This is a genomic window from Chitinophaga sp. RCC_12 (genome assembly GCF_041360695.1).
Classification (GTDB): Bacteria; Bacteroidota; Bacteroidia; order Chitinophagales; family Chitinophagaceae; genus Chitinophaga.
Window position 1 is genome coordinate 64812 of the sequence record NZ_JBFUPS010000018.1, and the last position, 14234, is coordinate 79045.

Below are 14234 nucleotides of genomic sequence, written 5' to 3' on the forward strand. Positions count from 1 at the left end.
TATGAAATTATGTCAGTCAGGTAGCCTATATTTGATCACAGATCGCAGTTATTCCGTTGGCAAACACTTCTTTACTAAATAACTGAGTCGTTTAATTTGTTCATAACCTCGCCTTCCTTCAGCTATTTTATTCCTGACCTCCTGTTTTTATAATGATACAAATTGTGTAACCTAACCGTTATTTCTTATGAATACATCCATTTTATGGAGGGCTGCGTGCTTGTTGTTAGCAACCACCCCAATGATGAGCCAGGCTCAGAATCAACCTACCACTACTTCTGCCGTACCCACAGCAAAATTATTCAGTGGCCCCAGTGACTATAAAACATGGTCAATTGGCGTAAATGGCGGCGTTTTGGCGCCAGTGGCTGCCACCGGTGGCAGTAACGACTTTACCAAATGGAAAGGATCCTTCGGTTATGGCGCCTATGTTAAGTACCAGGTACTGCATTTCTTTGCCCTGCGGGCAGATTATGTAGGCGGTAAACTCCAGGCAGATAACAGTAAAGAACTGGGCAACGGCTCCCTTCCTGTCAGACCGTATAAATCGTACGAAACCAAATTAAACTGGTCAGGAACTTTAAATGCCGTATTCAATATCACTACCGTCAATTGGTTATTCCGGGAAAACTTTGTTCAGCTGTATGCCTCTGTGGGCGGCGGATTGGCCGGATATAAACCTACTGTAACCAGAAACGATAACACCAGTTTCCCCTATAAGGCGGAAGACAAAGCCATCAAGGAACTGATTATCCCGGTGGGCGCCGGCCTCAAATTCAGGCTGTCGGAGTTCATTAACCTGGACCTGGGCTATACCATGTATTACACCGACGCGGATAACCTGGACGGCTACAACTACGGCCCCAACAAGGATAAGTACTCCTATGGCTATGCGGGACTGGAATTTGCCCTTGGCAAAAAAGGCAAAAAACAACTGCAGTGGTCTAACCCGGCCAAAGTGATGTACGATGAGCTGGAAGCCCAGAAAACCACCCTGGCAGCTTCGCTGGATGCTGCCAATCAGAACAATGCCAGGTTGACGGCTGATGTGGATAAACTGACAAAAGACAGTGACGCGGACGGCGTTTCCGACTTCTTCGATAAATGCCCGGGCACCCCTGCCAATACCAAAGTAGATGGCTCCGGCTGTCCGCTGCCGGTACCGGAAGTAGTGAAGAAGGAAGAAAAAGTAGTGATTACAGAAGAAGATAACCGTATCGTAAGGGAAGCCATTCAGAACCTGGAATTTGAATTTGCGAAAGCAAGCATCAAGCCCAGCTCTTATCCTGCGCTCGACCGGGTGGCAGAACTGCTGAAACGCAAAAACCTTAACCTGAAGCTGAGCGGCCATACCGACAATGTAGGCAGCAAGTCACGGAACCTTGCCCTGTCAAAGGAAAGAGCAGAATCCGTTAAATCTTACTTTGTTGAAAAAGGCGTGAATGCTTCTAAAATTGAAGCAGTGGGTTATGGCATGTCACAACCTATCGCCTCCAATAAAACAGCAGCAGGCCGGCAGAAAAACAGAAGAGTAGAGTTTACAATATTCTAACTGACTGACAATAAGATCATAGGGATTTTTTGATGTGAAATCAAAAAATCCCTATTTTCATTTTATGGAACCTTACATCATCAGAACGATAGCTCCTGCTGACGATCCGGCAATTGCCCATATAGTAAAATCCACGTTGACAGAATTCGGCATGAACAAAGCCGGTACCGCGTTTTCAGATCCTACCACCGACCACCTCTCCCGGTTGTTTGATATTCCCCGTGCAGTGTATTATGTAGCGCTGGCAGGTGACAGAATAATTGGCGGGGCCGGCATTCATCCGCTGGATGGTGGTGAAGCGCATGTGTGCGAACTACAGAAAATGTACCTGCTGCCCGAAGCCCGCGGGAAAGGACTGGCAGGCAGGCTGATCACCCTGTGCCTGGATTTCGCTAAACAAAACGGCTACACGCAATGCTACCTGGAAACAGCGCCCGAACTTGCCAGGGCCAGAAAAGTATATGAAGAGTTCAGATTCAGATACCTGACAGGCCCGATGGGTGATACCGGCCATTTTGGCTGTGACAGCTGGATGCTGAAGGATTTGTAGTTTCCGCAACAGGTGGATTTTTATTCCTCATTGTAAACCGGCACACTTCTTGTCAACTGGGGCTTACAAAATAACATATCATGAAAAAACTTATTCTGTCTGGTGTATTAGCCATTGGAACTATGCTGGCAGTACAAGCACAAAATGTAAAATTCGGTGTTAAAGGTGGTTTGAACATCTCCAAGCTAACAGATACCGACGGCTCCAAAACACTCGCAGGCTTCCACGCCGGCGGTCTTGTTAACATCGGGCTGAATGAAAGCTGGGCTATCCAACCGGAAGTATTGTATTCTGCCCAGGGCACCAAAGCAGAAAAGAGTGTATTATGGTTAACCACTTCCAACACGGTGAAGGTTAATTACATTAATGTACCGGTAATGGTACAGTATTCTATTGTACCTGAGTTTTATTTGGAAGCAGGTCCGCAGGTAGGCTTTCTCACAGCCGCCAAAGTTAAATCCGGCGATGTAACGGTAGATATCAAGGACGATATGCAATCCGTTGACTTCGGGCTGGGCTTTGGTTTTGGTTATAAGTTCGATATGGGCCTTGGTATCAGCGGCAGGTATAATTTTGGCCTGACCAACGTATATGATTCCGACAAAGTAGACAGCAAAAACTCTGTAGCACAGATAGGCGTGTTTTACACTTTTTAATGCAGGCATAAAATATTGCAGATAAGCGAAGGTTGTCTTTATCAGACAACCTTCGCTGCTTTCGGCTAATTAACTATCTTTGCCCCTCGCATTAATCATTTTCAGCATGAGTGTTGTACAATCCATCAGAACGGCCGCCGTGGCCGCCATTAATTCACTTTACGATCAGCAGTTAACAGCAGCAGATATTGCTATTAATACCACCAAGCCTGAATTCGAAGGTGAGTATACCATTGTCGTTTTCTCTTTTACAAAATTCAGCCGGCAGAAACCCGAAGAAACAGCACAACGTATCGGGGAATACCTGACTGCCCACTACCCGGAACTGATTGCGCGATTCAATGTAGTAAAAGGGTTCCTGAACCTGAGCATCAACGATGCCTACTGGACAAAATTCCTCCGGCAACATTACAGCGACGTAAACATCGGGATACAGCCTGCCAATGGTAAAAAGATCATGGTGGAGTATTCATCTCCCAATACCAACAAACCTTTACACCTCGGCCACCTGCGTAATAATTTCCTGGGATATGCTATCGCCGAAATTATGAAAGCCAATGGCTACGAGGTGATCAAAGCCAACCTGGTAAATGACCGCGGTATTCACATCTGCAAATCCATGCTGGCATGGCAAATGTTTGCACATGGCGATACCCCGCAATCGACCGGTATAAAAGGCGATCACCTGGTGGGCGACTACTATGTGAAGTTTGAATCGGTAGTAAAAGAACAGGCAGAAATTATCATCGACCGCGTACTGGAAAATGATTTCCGTGACTTCGACAGCGCCGAAACCGAAAAGCTGGAAAAGCTGGTAACAGCCCTCCATAAGCCCGAAGTAAAAGACGATAAAGAAAAAACTGCCAAGATCATGGACGACATCAAAGAGATGTCGCGTAACAAAACAGAGATCATGCAGCAGGCCAAGATCATGCTGCAGCAATGGGAAGCCGGTAACCCCGAAGTAAGGGAACTGTGGGCTACCATGAACAGCTGGGTATATGAAGGCTTTGATCAAACCTATAAACGCCTTGGCATCGACTTCGACCAGATGTACTACGAAAGTGAAACCTACCTGTTAGGTAAAAACCTGGTAGCAGAAGGATTGGAGAAAGGCGTGCTATTTAAAAAAGAAGATAACTCCGTATGGATAGATCTGACCGCCGACGGACTGGATCAAAAACTGCTGCTCCGCGGTGATGGCACCTCTGTATACATGACCCAGGACATGGGTACGGCGCGGTTGAAATATGAGCAGTACCAGATGGATCAAAGCGTATATGTGGTGGCAGATGAACAAAACTATCACTTCAAAGTACTCCAGCTGATTATGGAGAAACTGGGAGAACCTTCTGCCAAAGGTATTCACCACCTCAGCTATGGTATGGTGGAGTTACCGCATGGCCGGATGAAAAGCCGGGAAGGTACGGTAGTGGATGCAGATGATATGATCACTGAAATGGTGAAAACAGCCGCAGAGAAAACACAGCAATCCGGTAAAAACCTGGATGCGTTTTCCGGTGAGCAACTCAACGAACTGTATGATACCGTGGGTATGGGCGCCATGAAATTTTTCCTGCTCCGCGTAGATCCTAAAAAGAAAATGATCTTCAATCCGGAAGAATCAATCGATTTGCATGGGTTCACCGCTCCGTTCATCCAGTATGCGTATGCGCGTATCAAATCCATCCTGCGGGACGCCGGCACAACAGCAGGACTTGAATCATATACCTACGAAGGAGAATTGCTGCCACTGGAAAAGGAACTGATCATTCTGAACGAACAGTTTCCGGGTATACTGGCAGACGCATACCGCGAGCTGAGTCCTTCTGTGATCGCCAACTATGCGTTCCAGCTGGCACAGTTATTCAATTCCTTTTATGCCGAGAAAGTGGAAGGCGTACCTACCTATTCCATTATCCGCGCTACCAGTGAAGAAAAGAAAAAACTGCGTTTACAGATTATCATGCTCACTGCGCATACCATTGCTCAGAGTATGAAATTACTTGGCATCCGTGTACCGGAAAGAATGTAATAACGAGGAGGTTGTCTTTCTCACTGATTACGCTGATTTTACTGATTACAAGGATTTGATCATATGTGATTTTTAAAGGATTAGGGGAGATATAAGCGGATATATTCGCTTATATCTCCCCTAATCCTTTAAAAATCACATATGATCAAATCCTTGTAATCAGTAAAATCAGCGTAATCAGCGAGAAAGACAAAATTCGCTTATATTATCATTAAAACGCTGCAGCCCTTACGGGTTGCAGCGTTAGCAACTTGCAGCCGCCGTGGCCGAAGTTGCCGAAGAAAATACCACAGTAAGCAGCGCAGCGAAAAAGGAGCTTGCCTATCCTTTATGCGCTGTTTAAAATCCCTCTACACTGTGGCAAATATTTTTACCGGGTTGTTCTCCGAGTATGAGAGCTTCATCGCATAAGCGTTCTCCCTTCTCCTGCTCACCCACACCCATATACGATTTTCCGAGCATAAACATAGCAAAAGCATTGGTAGGTTGCAAGTGTAAAACTTTTTTCCATTGCACTATTGCCCGTTTAAAAAGTTTCCTTTCGTACAAGTCGTGTGCCAGATGCTGATACCGGTTCACTCTTTTCAGGGTATCCTTAACAACGTATAGCCCAGGACGGTAGTCCGCTTCCTTTTTATCAAAGTAACAGGCTGCCGGTTCACTATACACTGCAGTAAGTAATACAATACAACAGATACTAACGGATAGCTGACAGGGTTTCATAGGTCGCGGCACTTATGGGGCGCCGGACAAATATATACATAATAAATCGTAAATGAAAACTTATCTATATGTAATAATCACACCCCCAGCTCCTCACCGCTAAAGGAAAGGGGCAGTAAATCGTTGGCACGACTGATCACATATATTTTACCGCTTAACCCGGCCATGATCACCCGGATAGGGCTTTCCTGTTTCCGTTCGTACTCCGACAATGTTTGCCGGCATATGCCACAGGGAGAAATGGGATGGGTACTGTCGCCGTTGAGGTTATTATAACTGATGGCAATGGTATCAATATCAATATTGGGATATACAGAAGCCGCGGAAGCCAGGGCCACTCTCTCCGCACATAACCCGATCGGATAAGAAGCGTTTTCCTGGTTAGAGCCCGCAATGATTTCCCCATTGGCCAGCCGGATCACCGCTCCCACCTGGAAACGGGAATAAGGTGCATAGGCATATGCCGTTACTTCCCTGGCTTCTTTCAGCAGCCAGGCGTCAGCATCGGAAAGACCGGCAAGATCATCATATACCTCGTATTCAATATGCAGCAATTGTTTCTCCATAACAACAGTTGAAAAGGGTTCTTCGTATAGTCGTTGTAGGGGTAAAACAACAACGGACCGGCATACTGCCGGTCCGTAATTTACTTCAAATTATATTTCGGGCGGTGGCTTACTTAATATTTCTGAAGATACGGCTCCAGCGGATACCGCCTTCTCCGTAGCTCATCCAGATCAGCCAGGCTTTACCCACCACATGATCTTCCGGCACAAAGCCCCAGAAACGGGAGTCGAGGGAGTTGTTACGGTTATCCCCCATCATCCAGTAATAGTTCATTTTAAACGTATAGCTATCAGCGGGTTGACCGTTGATGATGAACTTACCATCTTTCCGTTCCAGCGTATTGCCTTCATAAACACGGATTACGCGGTCGTATAAAGCGATGTTGCTTTCGTCCAGTTTAACGGTAGCGCCTTTTTTAGGAATATACAGCGGACCAAAGTTTTCTTCTGTCCATTTGAAATGCGCGGTATCGTGGGGAAAAACGTTATTGTAATTGAAATCCGTAAAATCAGACTCCTGGTATATTTTAATGTCTTTTACAATCGGCTTAAACTGCTCGAGCGCTGCTACGTTGGCCGGTGTGAGGTTGTAAATGAACTTGCTGGCATCAAGTTGGTAAAAGTCCGGGCCGGAAGTAGCAATGCCCAGGTCTTCCAGGCGGCTGCTGTTAAGCTGGTCGCCGGTAGTTTCCACTACATATTTATGCTGGCTGCCGGGAGGAACCGGTGCTGCCTGCCCGTTGACATATACCGCACCTTTGATGATCCGGATGGTATCGCCGGCCTGGGCCATGCAACGTTTGATATAGTTTTCCCTTTTATCTACCGGGCGCTGGATGATCTTATAAGAGTTCTGCACCGACTGCCAGCCAAACTGCCGCACCATGCCATAATAGCTGGGATCGGGCGAGTCAATGGCTACGGTATCTCCTTCCGGGAAGTTAAAAACCACTACGTCATACCGTTTGATATCTGAGAAACCGGGTAAACGTCTGTATTTCCACTTCACCGCCTCTGAATAGGCTTTGGCGGATTTGGTAAAGGGCAGGGTATGATGTACAAAGGGTACTGCCAGCGGGGTCATTGGGATACGTGGTCCGTAACTGATCTTGCTCACAAACAGGAAGTCGTTCACAAGTAAGGTTTTTTCCATTGAAGGTGTCGGGATCGTATAGGCCTCAAAAATAAAGGTGCGGATAAGCGTGGCTGCTATAATAGCGAAGATCGCAGCGTCTAACCATTCTCTAACCGCAGATTTCTTTTTCTTAGGCTGACTGTCTTTGTTTTTTTTCCAAAATGCCAGGTTCATTCAGTTACGCTTATTAGATGCTTAAAAAGGCAAATATAATATTCTGTTGCTAGCCTGTCGCTATTACTTTACAAAAGTTTTCTTAAAAATAGATTAAAATATTGTTTATTATAGTTTTTAAGTATATGGTGTAGCCACCGCTGAATTGCCTAAATTTGGCATTTACCATACCTCCGTTGAATACATTTACGATCAAGGATATTGAAAACTTTACCGGTATAAAGGCGCATACCATCAGGATCTGGGAGCAGCGGTTCCAGCTGTTCTCCGCCAGGCGGAAAGATACCAACCACAGGATCTATGATGGGGAGGATCTGAAAGCCTTATTACGTATTGCCTATTTATATCATCACGGGATTAAAATCTCGCGCATAGCTGCGTTGTCGGAGGAAGAACAGAATAAACTGTCGTTGCAGCTGGCCGCTGAAGGATCGGCTGCAGGTCTCCAGGTAAACGAGCTGATTGCCGCCACGCTCGATTATGATTACTTCCGCTTTGAGCGCATTTTTTACAGCCAGGTATTACACCTGGGATTTGAGCACTGTATTACAAAGATCATTTACCCTTTCCTTGAAAAGATAGGCGTGCTATGGCTTACCGGCAATGTGATCCCGGCGCAGGAGCATTTCTGCGCCAATATTATCCGCACCAAAATAATGACGGCGATCGACGGCCAGCAGATGAACCAGCAGGCGACTGCCCATTACCTGTTATTTCTCCCGGAGGGAGAATTTCATGAAATACCATTGTTGTATGTGCAATACCTGCTGAAAAAAAGCGGGAAACTGGTCACCAGCTTCGGCGCCAACGTTCCATTTGATGATCTGAAAACATTTACCCCTGTGCGGCCGGTAACCCATATGTATACGCACCTGCTTACCAATGTAACGAAACAGGCGGTAACCCAGTTTGTTGTTGCACTGGCGCAGCAATTCCCGGGTGTTAAGATCCTGATGTCAGGACCGCAGGTCTGGCAACTGACCGGCCCATTGCCGGAAAATGTATTTGTATTGAAAAGCCTGGATGAGCTACTGGCGTTTAACTGATCTGTGTCAGAGCACTTCCTCCAGGATACGATTGATGGCTGCTGATCGGTTCAGCACCATAAAATGTCCGCCATCGGGGATGAGGTGTGTAGGCTGAAGATATTTAACCGGGAAAGGGAGGTCCCGCGCGCCGTGGATATGCACCAGTCCTTCCGGCACCTGCTCATTTTCCCAGTGCAGGATAGCATTTACCGCCCAACGCGTAAAGGTATAGTCGCGCTTTGCAAGATATTCATTCACCAGTTTGCGTTCTTCCGGTGTTTCGATATTGAGGAACTTCCTGACAACCACGCTTCTCCGTTGATACAACAGGCTGTCGGGTAATTTGTGCAGTCCGAGTTTCTTTACCCAGTTATAATAGGGAGGCTTTTCCGAGCTTCGTTTAATGCTCGACAGGAGGATGTTCTTTTCTACCGGAATATGCCGGGCTATTTCCAGGCTCATGATGCCGCCAAAAGACACGCCTATTAGTGTTACCCTCCCATCAGCGGCAATGTTTTGGGCCATACGGGCCGCATAGCCGCTGATGGGTTCATCCTGCAATGGTGGGATCCATTGCAGGTGATGCACCTGGTAGCCGGTGGGAAAACGCAGGTTATTGAAAATGCGTTCATCCGCACCCAGTCCACTGATCAGATACAGGTGTTTTTGCATATTGTTGCTGGTTAAGAGCTTACCTTTCTTTTATCGCGGCTTGGCACCACGAAATCTTCCACATCTTCCGCAGTGATGGTTTTACCGGAAAGGATAACGAGCCTTTCCACTACGTTCCTGAGTTCACGGATGTTACCGGTCCAGTTGTGATTTTGTAAAGCTTTCATGGCATCTTTATCCGCTACTTTGCGGGAGATACCATATTCGCTGCAAACGCTGTCGAGGAAGCTGTCTACCAGTAAAGGCACATCATCCCGGCGGTCGTTCAGGGAAGGAACGTGGATCAGGATCACGCTTAAACGGTGATAAAGATCCAGGCGGAAGTTTTTGTTTTCCACTTCCTGCAGCAGGTCCTTGTTGGTAGCGGCTACTACCCTTACGTCCACGCTGATTTCCTTATCTCCGCCTACGCGGGTGATCTTTCCTTCCTGCAGGGCGCGTAACACCTTTGCCTGGGCGCTGAGGCTCATATCGCCAATTTCATCCAGGAAGAGGGTACCGCCGCTGGCCTGTTCAAACTTCCCGATCCGTTGTTTTACAGCGGATGTAAAGGAGCCTTTTTCGTGGCCAAACAGTTCACTTTCAATGAGCTCTCCGGGGATGGCTGCGCAGTTCACTTCCACCATAGGGCCACCGGCGCGGTTACTGCGTTCATGCAGCCACCTGGCTACCAGTTCCTTACCTACCCCGTTATCGCCGGTAATCAGTACCCTGGCATCCGTTGGCGCCACTTTTTCTATTGTTTCTTTAATTTTCAGTATCGGGGTGGATTGACCAATCATATCCGGCACCTTATTAACCTTGCGGCGCAGGGTTTTGGTTTCGGTAACCAGGTTGGTTCTATCCATTGCATTACGCAGGGTAATGAGTAAGCGGTTCAGATCCGGCGGCTTTGAAATATAATCATAGGCGCCTTTTTTCACCGCATCTACTGCCGTATCAATATTACCGTGGCCAGACACCATGATAATAGGAATATCCCCGTTCACCTCACGTGCTTTCTCGAGAAATTCCAGTCCGTCCATTTTAGGCATTTTGATATCGCAAAGAACGGCATCATATGACTTTGCCTGGAACATTTTAAATCCTTCCATACCATCCGCGGCCTCATCTACCTTGTAACCTTCATAGGTTAAAATTTCCGTGAGTGTTTTACGAATACTTTTTTCGTCGTCTATTATTAAAATGTTAGCCATAATCAGTTTTATTTTGTACGACCGGCAATACCTGCCTTTTATACAACGGGCAAAAATAAAGATTAATCCCTTAAAATTGCATTATATCAGGGATCATTTAACATGTCAGAAACAATTGAGAGATTACCATATCCTCCCGGCAGCCACGAACGCTTGAATATTAGCAGACAGTCTACTACCTTTACAGGATTAATGCGTAATTTCAGTAACGATTAAAGTGCCAATACCTGTAATTCGATCCGCATATGAATGATTTTCTGGAAGAGTTGAAGCGGCGGCACCAGCTGGCAGCGGCGAACGCCTATCCTGCCACGGGTGCAGTAGATGAATTTGTGAGCCACCTGTTGAATTGGTTATTTCCTGAACATACCGGCCAGGTGATCCCCGATCCGGTGGCGCTGGAACGTTTTGGCCATGAACTGGAAGCCCAGTTGCAGCAATTGCTGCAATCAATGGAAAATCAGCTGCCTGCGGATGCCGCAGGGCTGAGCCGCGACTTTATGAACAAAGTACCGGTGATATATGATGAACTGACAAAAGATGCCACGGCCATTTACCAGGGCGATCCGGCAGCATCCTGTTTATACGAAGTAATCCGTGCCTATCCGGGGTTTTATGCCATTGCCTTTTACCGCATTGCGCATGCCCTGTACCAGCTGAAAATACCGGTATTGCCCCGGATGATCACAGAACTGGCGCATTCCCGAACAGGAGTGGATATTCATCCGGGTGCGGTGATAGCGCCCTGGTGTTGCATAGATCATGGTACCGGCATTGTGATCGGGGAAACCACTGTGATAGGACCGCATGTAAAACTGTACCAGGGCGTAACGCTGGGTGCACTGAGCATTGAAAAAAGTATGGCGCGCAGCAAGCGTCATCCTACTATTGAGGAACATGTAGTGATTTACGCCGGCGCCACCATTCTTGGCGGTGATACGGTGATAGGCCATCATAGCGTAATAGGTGGGAACGTGTGGCTGATTAAAAGTGTGGAACCTTTCTCCCGGATCTATTATAAAGCAGAACATAAATTTTCAGATACAAACCAGGACTAGTACAATGGCTTCCATCATAGATCTGATCGGCAACACGCCGATGGTAGAATTAAAGAAGATATCCGTTAACCCGGCCGTTAAAATTTTCGCCAAACTGGAAGGAAACAATCCTGCCGGCAGCGTGAAAGACAGGGCTGCTTATGGCATGATCAAAGGCGCGCTCGACAGGGGTGACATTAAACCGGGCATGAAACTGATAGAAGCTACCAGCGGCAATACCGGTATTGCGCTGGCCATGATTGCCAGTCTTTTCGGCATTGAAATAGAGCTGGTAATGCCTTCAGATGCTACCCGCGAGCGGGTGCTTACCATGGAAGTATATGGCGCCAAAGTAACGCTCACGCCAAAGGAATTATCGATGGAAGGCTCTATCGACTATGCCAACGCACAGGTGGAGAAAGGCGGTTACCATATGCTGAACCAGTTTGCCAATCCCGATAACTACGGCATGCACTATAAAACTACCGGACCTGAAATCTGGAAAGATACCAACGGGGAAGTGACGCATTTTGTAAGTGCGATGGGGACTACCGGTACTATTATGGGCGTATCCCGCTATCTGAAAGAGCAGAACCCGGCGGTACAGATCGTAGGCTGCCAGCCTACAGAAGGTTCGAAAATCCCGGGCATCCGCAAATGGCCGGAGGCTTATCTACCTAAAATATTTGAAAAACCGAGGGTAGACCGTATCATGGATATTTCAGAAGAAGAAGCGAGGATCATGACCAAAAGACTGGCAAAGGAAGAAGCGGTATTTTGTGGTATGAGCAGCGGCGGCGCTGTGGCAGCAGCTGTACGGGTATCAAGGGAATTACGTAGTGGCGTGATCGTTAGTATCATCTGTGATCGCGGCGACCGTTACCTTTCCAGCGATCTGTTTTCCTGAAAATATTTTTAAAGATAAAAAGAAACGGAGCGAAGAAAATCTTCGCTCCGTTTCTTTTATATTGATAGCAGGTGCTATTTCTTCATGTACATTACTTCTTTCACCAGTTTCACGGTACGTTCCACATCCGGCAGGTATTGCTTAACCAGGTTGGGAGCATAGTGCATAGGAGCATCCTGTGCAGTGATACGGCGGATCGGTGCATCCAGGTAGTCGAAACCTTCTTTCTGGATACGGTAAGTAATTTCGGAAGAAATACTTGCGAATGGCCATTGTTCTTCAACAATTACCAGGCGATTTGTTTTCTTCACTGATTCCAGGATGGTGAACCAGTCCAGCGGACGAATGGTACGGAGATCGATTACTTCTGCTTCGATACCTTCTTTTGCCAGTTCTTCAGCAGCACCCAGCGCTACTTTCATCATTTTGTTGAAAGATACGATGGTTACATCTTTACCGGCACGTTTGATATCTGCTTTACCGATCGGGATGATATATTCTTCTTCAGGAACTTCACCCATATCGCCATACATCACTTCACTTTCCATGAAAACAACCGGATCATCATCGCGGATAGCCGCTTTGAGCAAACCTTTTGCATCATATGGATTGGAAACGGAGATTACTTTCAGGCCCGGGATATTGGCGTAGTAACTTTCGAATGCTGTGGAGTGCTGCGCACCCAATTGACCGGCAGAACCGTTTGGTCCGCGGAAAACGATCGGGCAACCTACCTGGCCGCCACTCATTGCCAGCATTTTAGAAGCAGTATTGAGGATCTGATCCAACGCCAGTACAGCGAAGTTCCAGGTCATGAATTCAACTACCGGACGCAGGCCGTTCTGTGCAGCACCTACTCCGATTGCAGCAAATCCAAGTTCAGCAATCGGCGTGTCAATAACACGTTTTGGACCAAACTCATCCAGCATTCCCTGGCTCACTTTATAAGCACCATTGTATTCGGCTACTTCCTCCCCCATAAGGAATACCCGTTCATCACGGCGAAATTCCTCCTGCAGGGCTTCTCTTAAGGCTTGTCTGAAAGCTATCTGACGCATGCTATTCTTAATTGAAAGTTTAAATGCCTTATTGAAAGGCAGGGCAAAAATATTGTTTGTTAGCGAAAAAGCAAAGCAAACGCCCGATTAATAATTATTATACCCTCCACATGCAGTCTGCATACTATTAATTAAAATAAATACATATATTTATATTTTAAACTATAGTGCACCCGACCAACAACTTTACCCGCTGTCATGATTACCATTATTATCCTAACCTTATGCTTTTTAGCTGCCCTGTCCTGTAAAATAAAAAAGGTGAAAGCACCGGAAATACAGGCGCTCCTGTGGTACCTTCACCTGGTTTTTGGCTGCTTTGCGCTCCTGTGCGTGTTATTGATGCTGAACGACTACGGCTTCAAGGGCACACAAACCGAACGGGTGTTCTTTACCCTCTACGCAGGTACCGGTATGCTGATTTACGGCCTTACCAAACCGGATAACGACGCCAGGTATGCCTACCTGACAGGATTCTTTGGCTTCCCGTTTGTATTGCTGATTGGGCTGCTCCTGCCGCCGCTGCGCACCTTCACCCTGGTAGCCGCCATCACCTTGTTGTCGGACAGCGAGTTTCAGCGCTACACTATTGACGATGACTACGCCCTGCAAACGAAAACTACCGGCATATTATCCAGCTACCCGGTTTACAGCCTGGTGGAAGATAAATACCTGTTTTTTGAGAAAATAGTACCCGACGTGGTAAAACCGCAGGCTGCATTGCATTCGCTGAAGATGGTCAAAAAAGGGGATGACAGCGTAAGAATACAGGTGAACAATATAGATACGGTGATTGCTATTTATTGATAAAGTGTAAGCCTGTTTCAGGATTATTTCTTCAACTGTATAGCTATATTAGGACGAGACACTCAGAAGATTATCATCGTAAGAAAAACCGTTCCTTTACAGCCCAGCAGAAAAGAAGTATTCTCCAACATATTGAAC

At 46.7% G+C, this 14234-nt stretch carries 14 protein-coding genes; 8 read left to right on the top strand and 6 right to left on the bottom strand.

Translation table 11 applies throughout. The features are described 5' to 3' along the window. Window positions 1–187 precede the first annotated feature (187 nt). From AB6805_RS32130 to argS, 4 genes are all read left to right on the top strand, one after another. Window positions 188–1552 carry an OmpA family protein gene (locus AB6805_RS32130; RefSeq protein WP_370913521.1) on the top strand — a complete coding sequence of 455 codons (1365 nt, stop codon included), beginning with the start codon at window positions 188–190 and terminating at the stop codon, window positions 1550–1552. 64 nt (window positions 1553–1616) lie between these two features. Next, on the top strand, window positions 1617–2102 hold the full coding sequence (locus AB6805_RS32135; protein ID WP_370913522.1) for a GNAT family N-acetyltransferase: 486 nt from the start codon (window positions 1617–1619) through the stop codon (window positions 2100–2102). Between the two features lie 80 nt (window positions 2103–2182). Further along, window positions 2183–2758 carry a porin family protein gene (locus AB6805_RS32140; RefSeq protein WP_370913523.1) on the top strand — a complete coding sequence of 192 codons (576 nt, stop codon included), beginning with the start codon at window positions 2183–2185 and terminating at the stop codon, window positions 2756–2758. A 106-nt stretch (window positions 2759–2864) separates the two neighbouring features. Next, window positions 2865–4793, top strand: a complete 1929-nt coding sequence (gene argS / locus AB6805_RS32145) for an arginine--tRNA ligase (protein WP_370913524.1) — start codon at window positions 2865–2867, stop codon at window positions 4791–4793. A gap of 339 nt (window positions 4794–5132) precedes the next feature. Here argS and AB6805_RS32150 read toward each other — a convergent pair whose 3' ends face one another. From AB6805_RS32150 to lepB, 3 genes are all read right to left on the bottom strand, one after another. Further along, window positions 5133–5516: a hypothetical protein gene (locus tag AB6805_RS32150; RefSeq protein ID WP_370913525.1), complete on the bottom strand. Its 384-nt coding sequence runs from the start codon at window positions 5514–5516 to the stop codon at window positions 5133–5135. A gap of 77 nt (window positions 5517–5593) precedes the next feature. Then, window positions 5594–6082 (bottom strand): cytidine deaminase, encoded by a 489-nt coding sequence (gene cdd, locus AB6805_RS32155; protein WP_370913526.1) that lies wholly within the window; start codon window positions 6080–6082, stop codon window positions 5594–5596. A gap of 109 nt (window positions 6083–6191) precedes the next feature. Then, window positions 6192–7391 (bottom strand): signal peptidase I, encoded by a 1200-nt coding sequence (lepB, locus tag AB6805_RS32160; protein WP_370913527.1) that lies wholly within the window; start codon window positions 7389–7391, stop codon window positions 6192–6194. 155 nt (window positions 7392–7546) lie between these two features. Between lepB and AB6805_RS32165 the strand changes: the two genes are divergently transcribed. After that, window positions 7547–8437, top strand: a complete 891-nt coding sequence (locus AB6805_RS32165; protein WP_370913528.1) for a MerR family transcriptional regulator — start codon at window positions 7547–7549, stop codon at window positions 8435–8437. A 6-nt stretch (window positions 8438–8443) separates the two neighbouring features. On the opposite strand, the gene AB6805_RS32170 is transcribed toward AB6805_RS32165, so the two are convergent. Then, window positions 8444–9091: an alpha/beta fold hydrolase gene (locus AB6805_RS32170; RefSeq protein ID WP_370913529.1), complete on the bottom strand. Its 648-nt coding sequence runs from the start codon at window positions 9089–9091 to the stop codon at window positions 8444–8446. Between the two features lie 11 nt (window positions 9092–9102). Next, window positions 9103–10287 (bottom strand): sigma-54-dependent transcriptional regulator, encoded by a 1185-nt coding sequence (locus AB6805_RS32175; RefSeq protein ID WP_370913530.1) that lies wholly within the window; start codon window positions 10285–10287, stop codon window positions 9103–9105. A gap of 245 nt (window positions 10288–10532) precedes the next feature. Between AB6805_RS32175 and AB6805_RS32180 the strand changes: the two genes are divergently transcribed. Further along, window positions 10533–11345 (top strand): serine O-acetyltransferase, encoded by an 813-nt coding sequence (locus AB6805_RS32180; protein ID WP_370913531.1) that lies wholly within the window; start codon window positions 10533–10535, stop codon window positions 11343–11345. Between the two features lie 4 nt (window positions 11346–11349). Continuing rightward, a complete protein-coding gene (gene cysM / locus AB6805_RS32185) occupies window positions 11350–12231 on the top strand; it encodes a cysteine synthase CysM (protein ID WP_370913532.1) in 882 nt (293 codons plus the stop codon). Window positions 12232–12305: 74 nt separating this feature from the next. On the opposite strand, the gene AB6805_RS32190 is transcribed toward cysM, so the two are convergent. After that, the gene (locus AB6805_RS32190) at window positions 12306–13331 is read right to left on the bottom strand and encodes a pyruvate dehydrogenase complex E1 component subunit beta (RefSeq protein WP_370913534.1); all 1026 of its coding nucleotides are present in this window, start codon (window positions 13329–13331) and stop codon (window positions 12306–12308) included. Between the two features lie 219 nt (window positions 13332–13550). Here AB6805_RS32190 and AB6805_RS32195 point away from each other — a divergent pair, with 219 nt between their 5' ends. Further along, window positions 13551–14096 carry a hypothetical protein gene (locus AB6805_RS32195; RefSeq protein WP_370913533.1) on the top strand — a complete coding sequence of 182 codons (546 nt, stop codon included), beginning with the start codon at window positions 13551–13553 and terminating at the stop codon, window positions 14094–14096. Window positions 14097–14234 lie beyond the last annotated feature (138 nt).

Excerpts from the sequence above, each read along its gene's own strand:
- AB6805_RS32130 (WP_370913521.1), top strand. The coding sequence starts at position 188 with ATGAATACATCCATTTTATGGAGGGCTGCGTGCTTGTTGTTAGCAACC.
- AB6805_RS32135 (WP_370913522.1), top strand. The coding sequence starts at position 1,617 with ATGGAACCTTACATCATCAGAACGATAGCTCCTGCTGACGATCCGGCA.
- AB6805_RS32140 (WP_370913523.1), top strand. The coding sequence starts at position 2,183 with ATGAAAAAACTTATTCTGTCTGGTGTATTAGCCATTGGAACTATGCTG.
- argS (WP_370913524.1), top strand. The coding sequence starts at position 2,865 with ATGAGTGTTGTACAATCCATCAGAACGGCCGCCGTGGCCGCCATTAAT.
- AB6805_RS32150 (WP_370913525.1), bottom strand. The coding sequence starts at position 5,516 with ATGAAACCCTGTCAGCTATCCGTTAGTATCTGTTGTATTGTATTACTT.
- cdd (WP_370913526.1), bottom strand. The coding sequence starts at position 6,082 with ATGGAGAAACAATTGCTGCATATTGAATACGAGGTATATGATGATCTT.
- lepB (WP_370913527.1), bottom strand. The coding sequence starts at position 7,391 with ATGAACCTGGCATTTTGGAAAAAAAACAAAGACAGTCAGCCTAAGAAA.
- AB6805_RS32170 (WP_370913529.1), bottom strand. The coding sequence starts at position 9,091 with ATGCAAAAACACCTGTATCTGATCAGTGGACTGGGTGCGGATGAACGC.
- AB6805_RS32175 (WP_370913530.1), bottom strand. The coding sequence starts at position 10,287 with ATGGCTAACATTTTAATAATAGACGACGAAAAAAGTATTCGTAAAACA.
- AB6805_RS32180 (WP_370913531.1), top strand. The coding sequence starts at position 10,533 with ATGAATGATTTTCTGGAAGAGTTGAAGCGGCGGCACCAGCTGGCAGCG.
- cysM (WP_370913532.1), top strand. The coding sequence starts at position 11,350 with ATGGCTTCCATCATAGATCTGATCGGCAACACGCCGATGGTAGAATTA.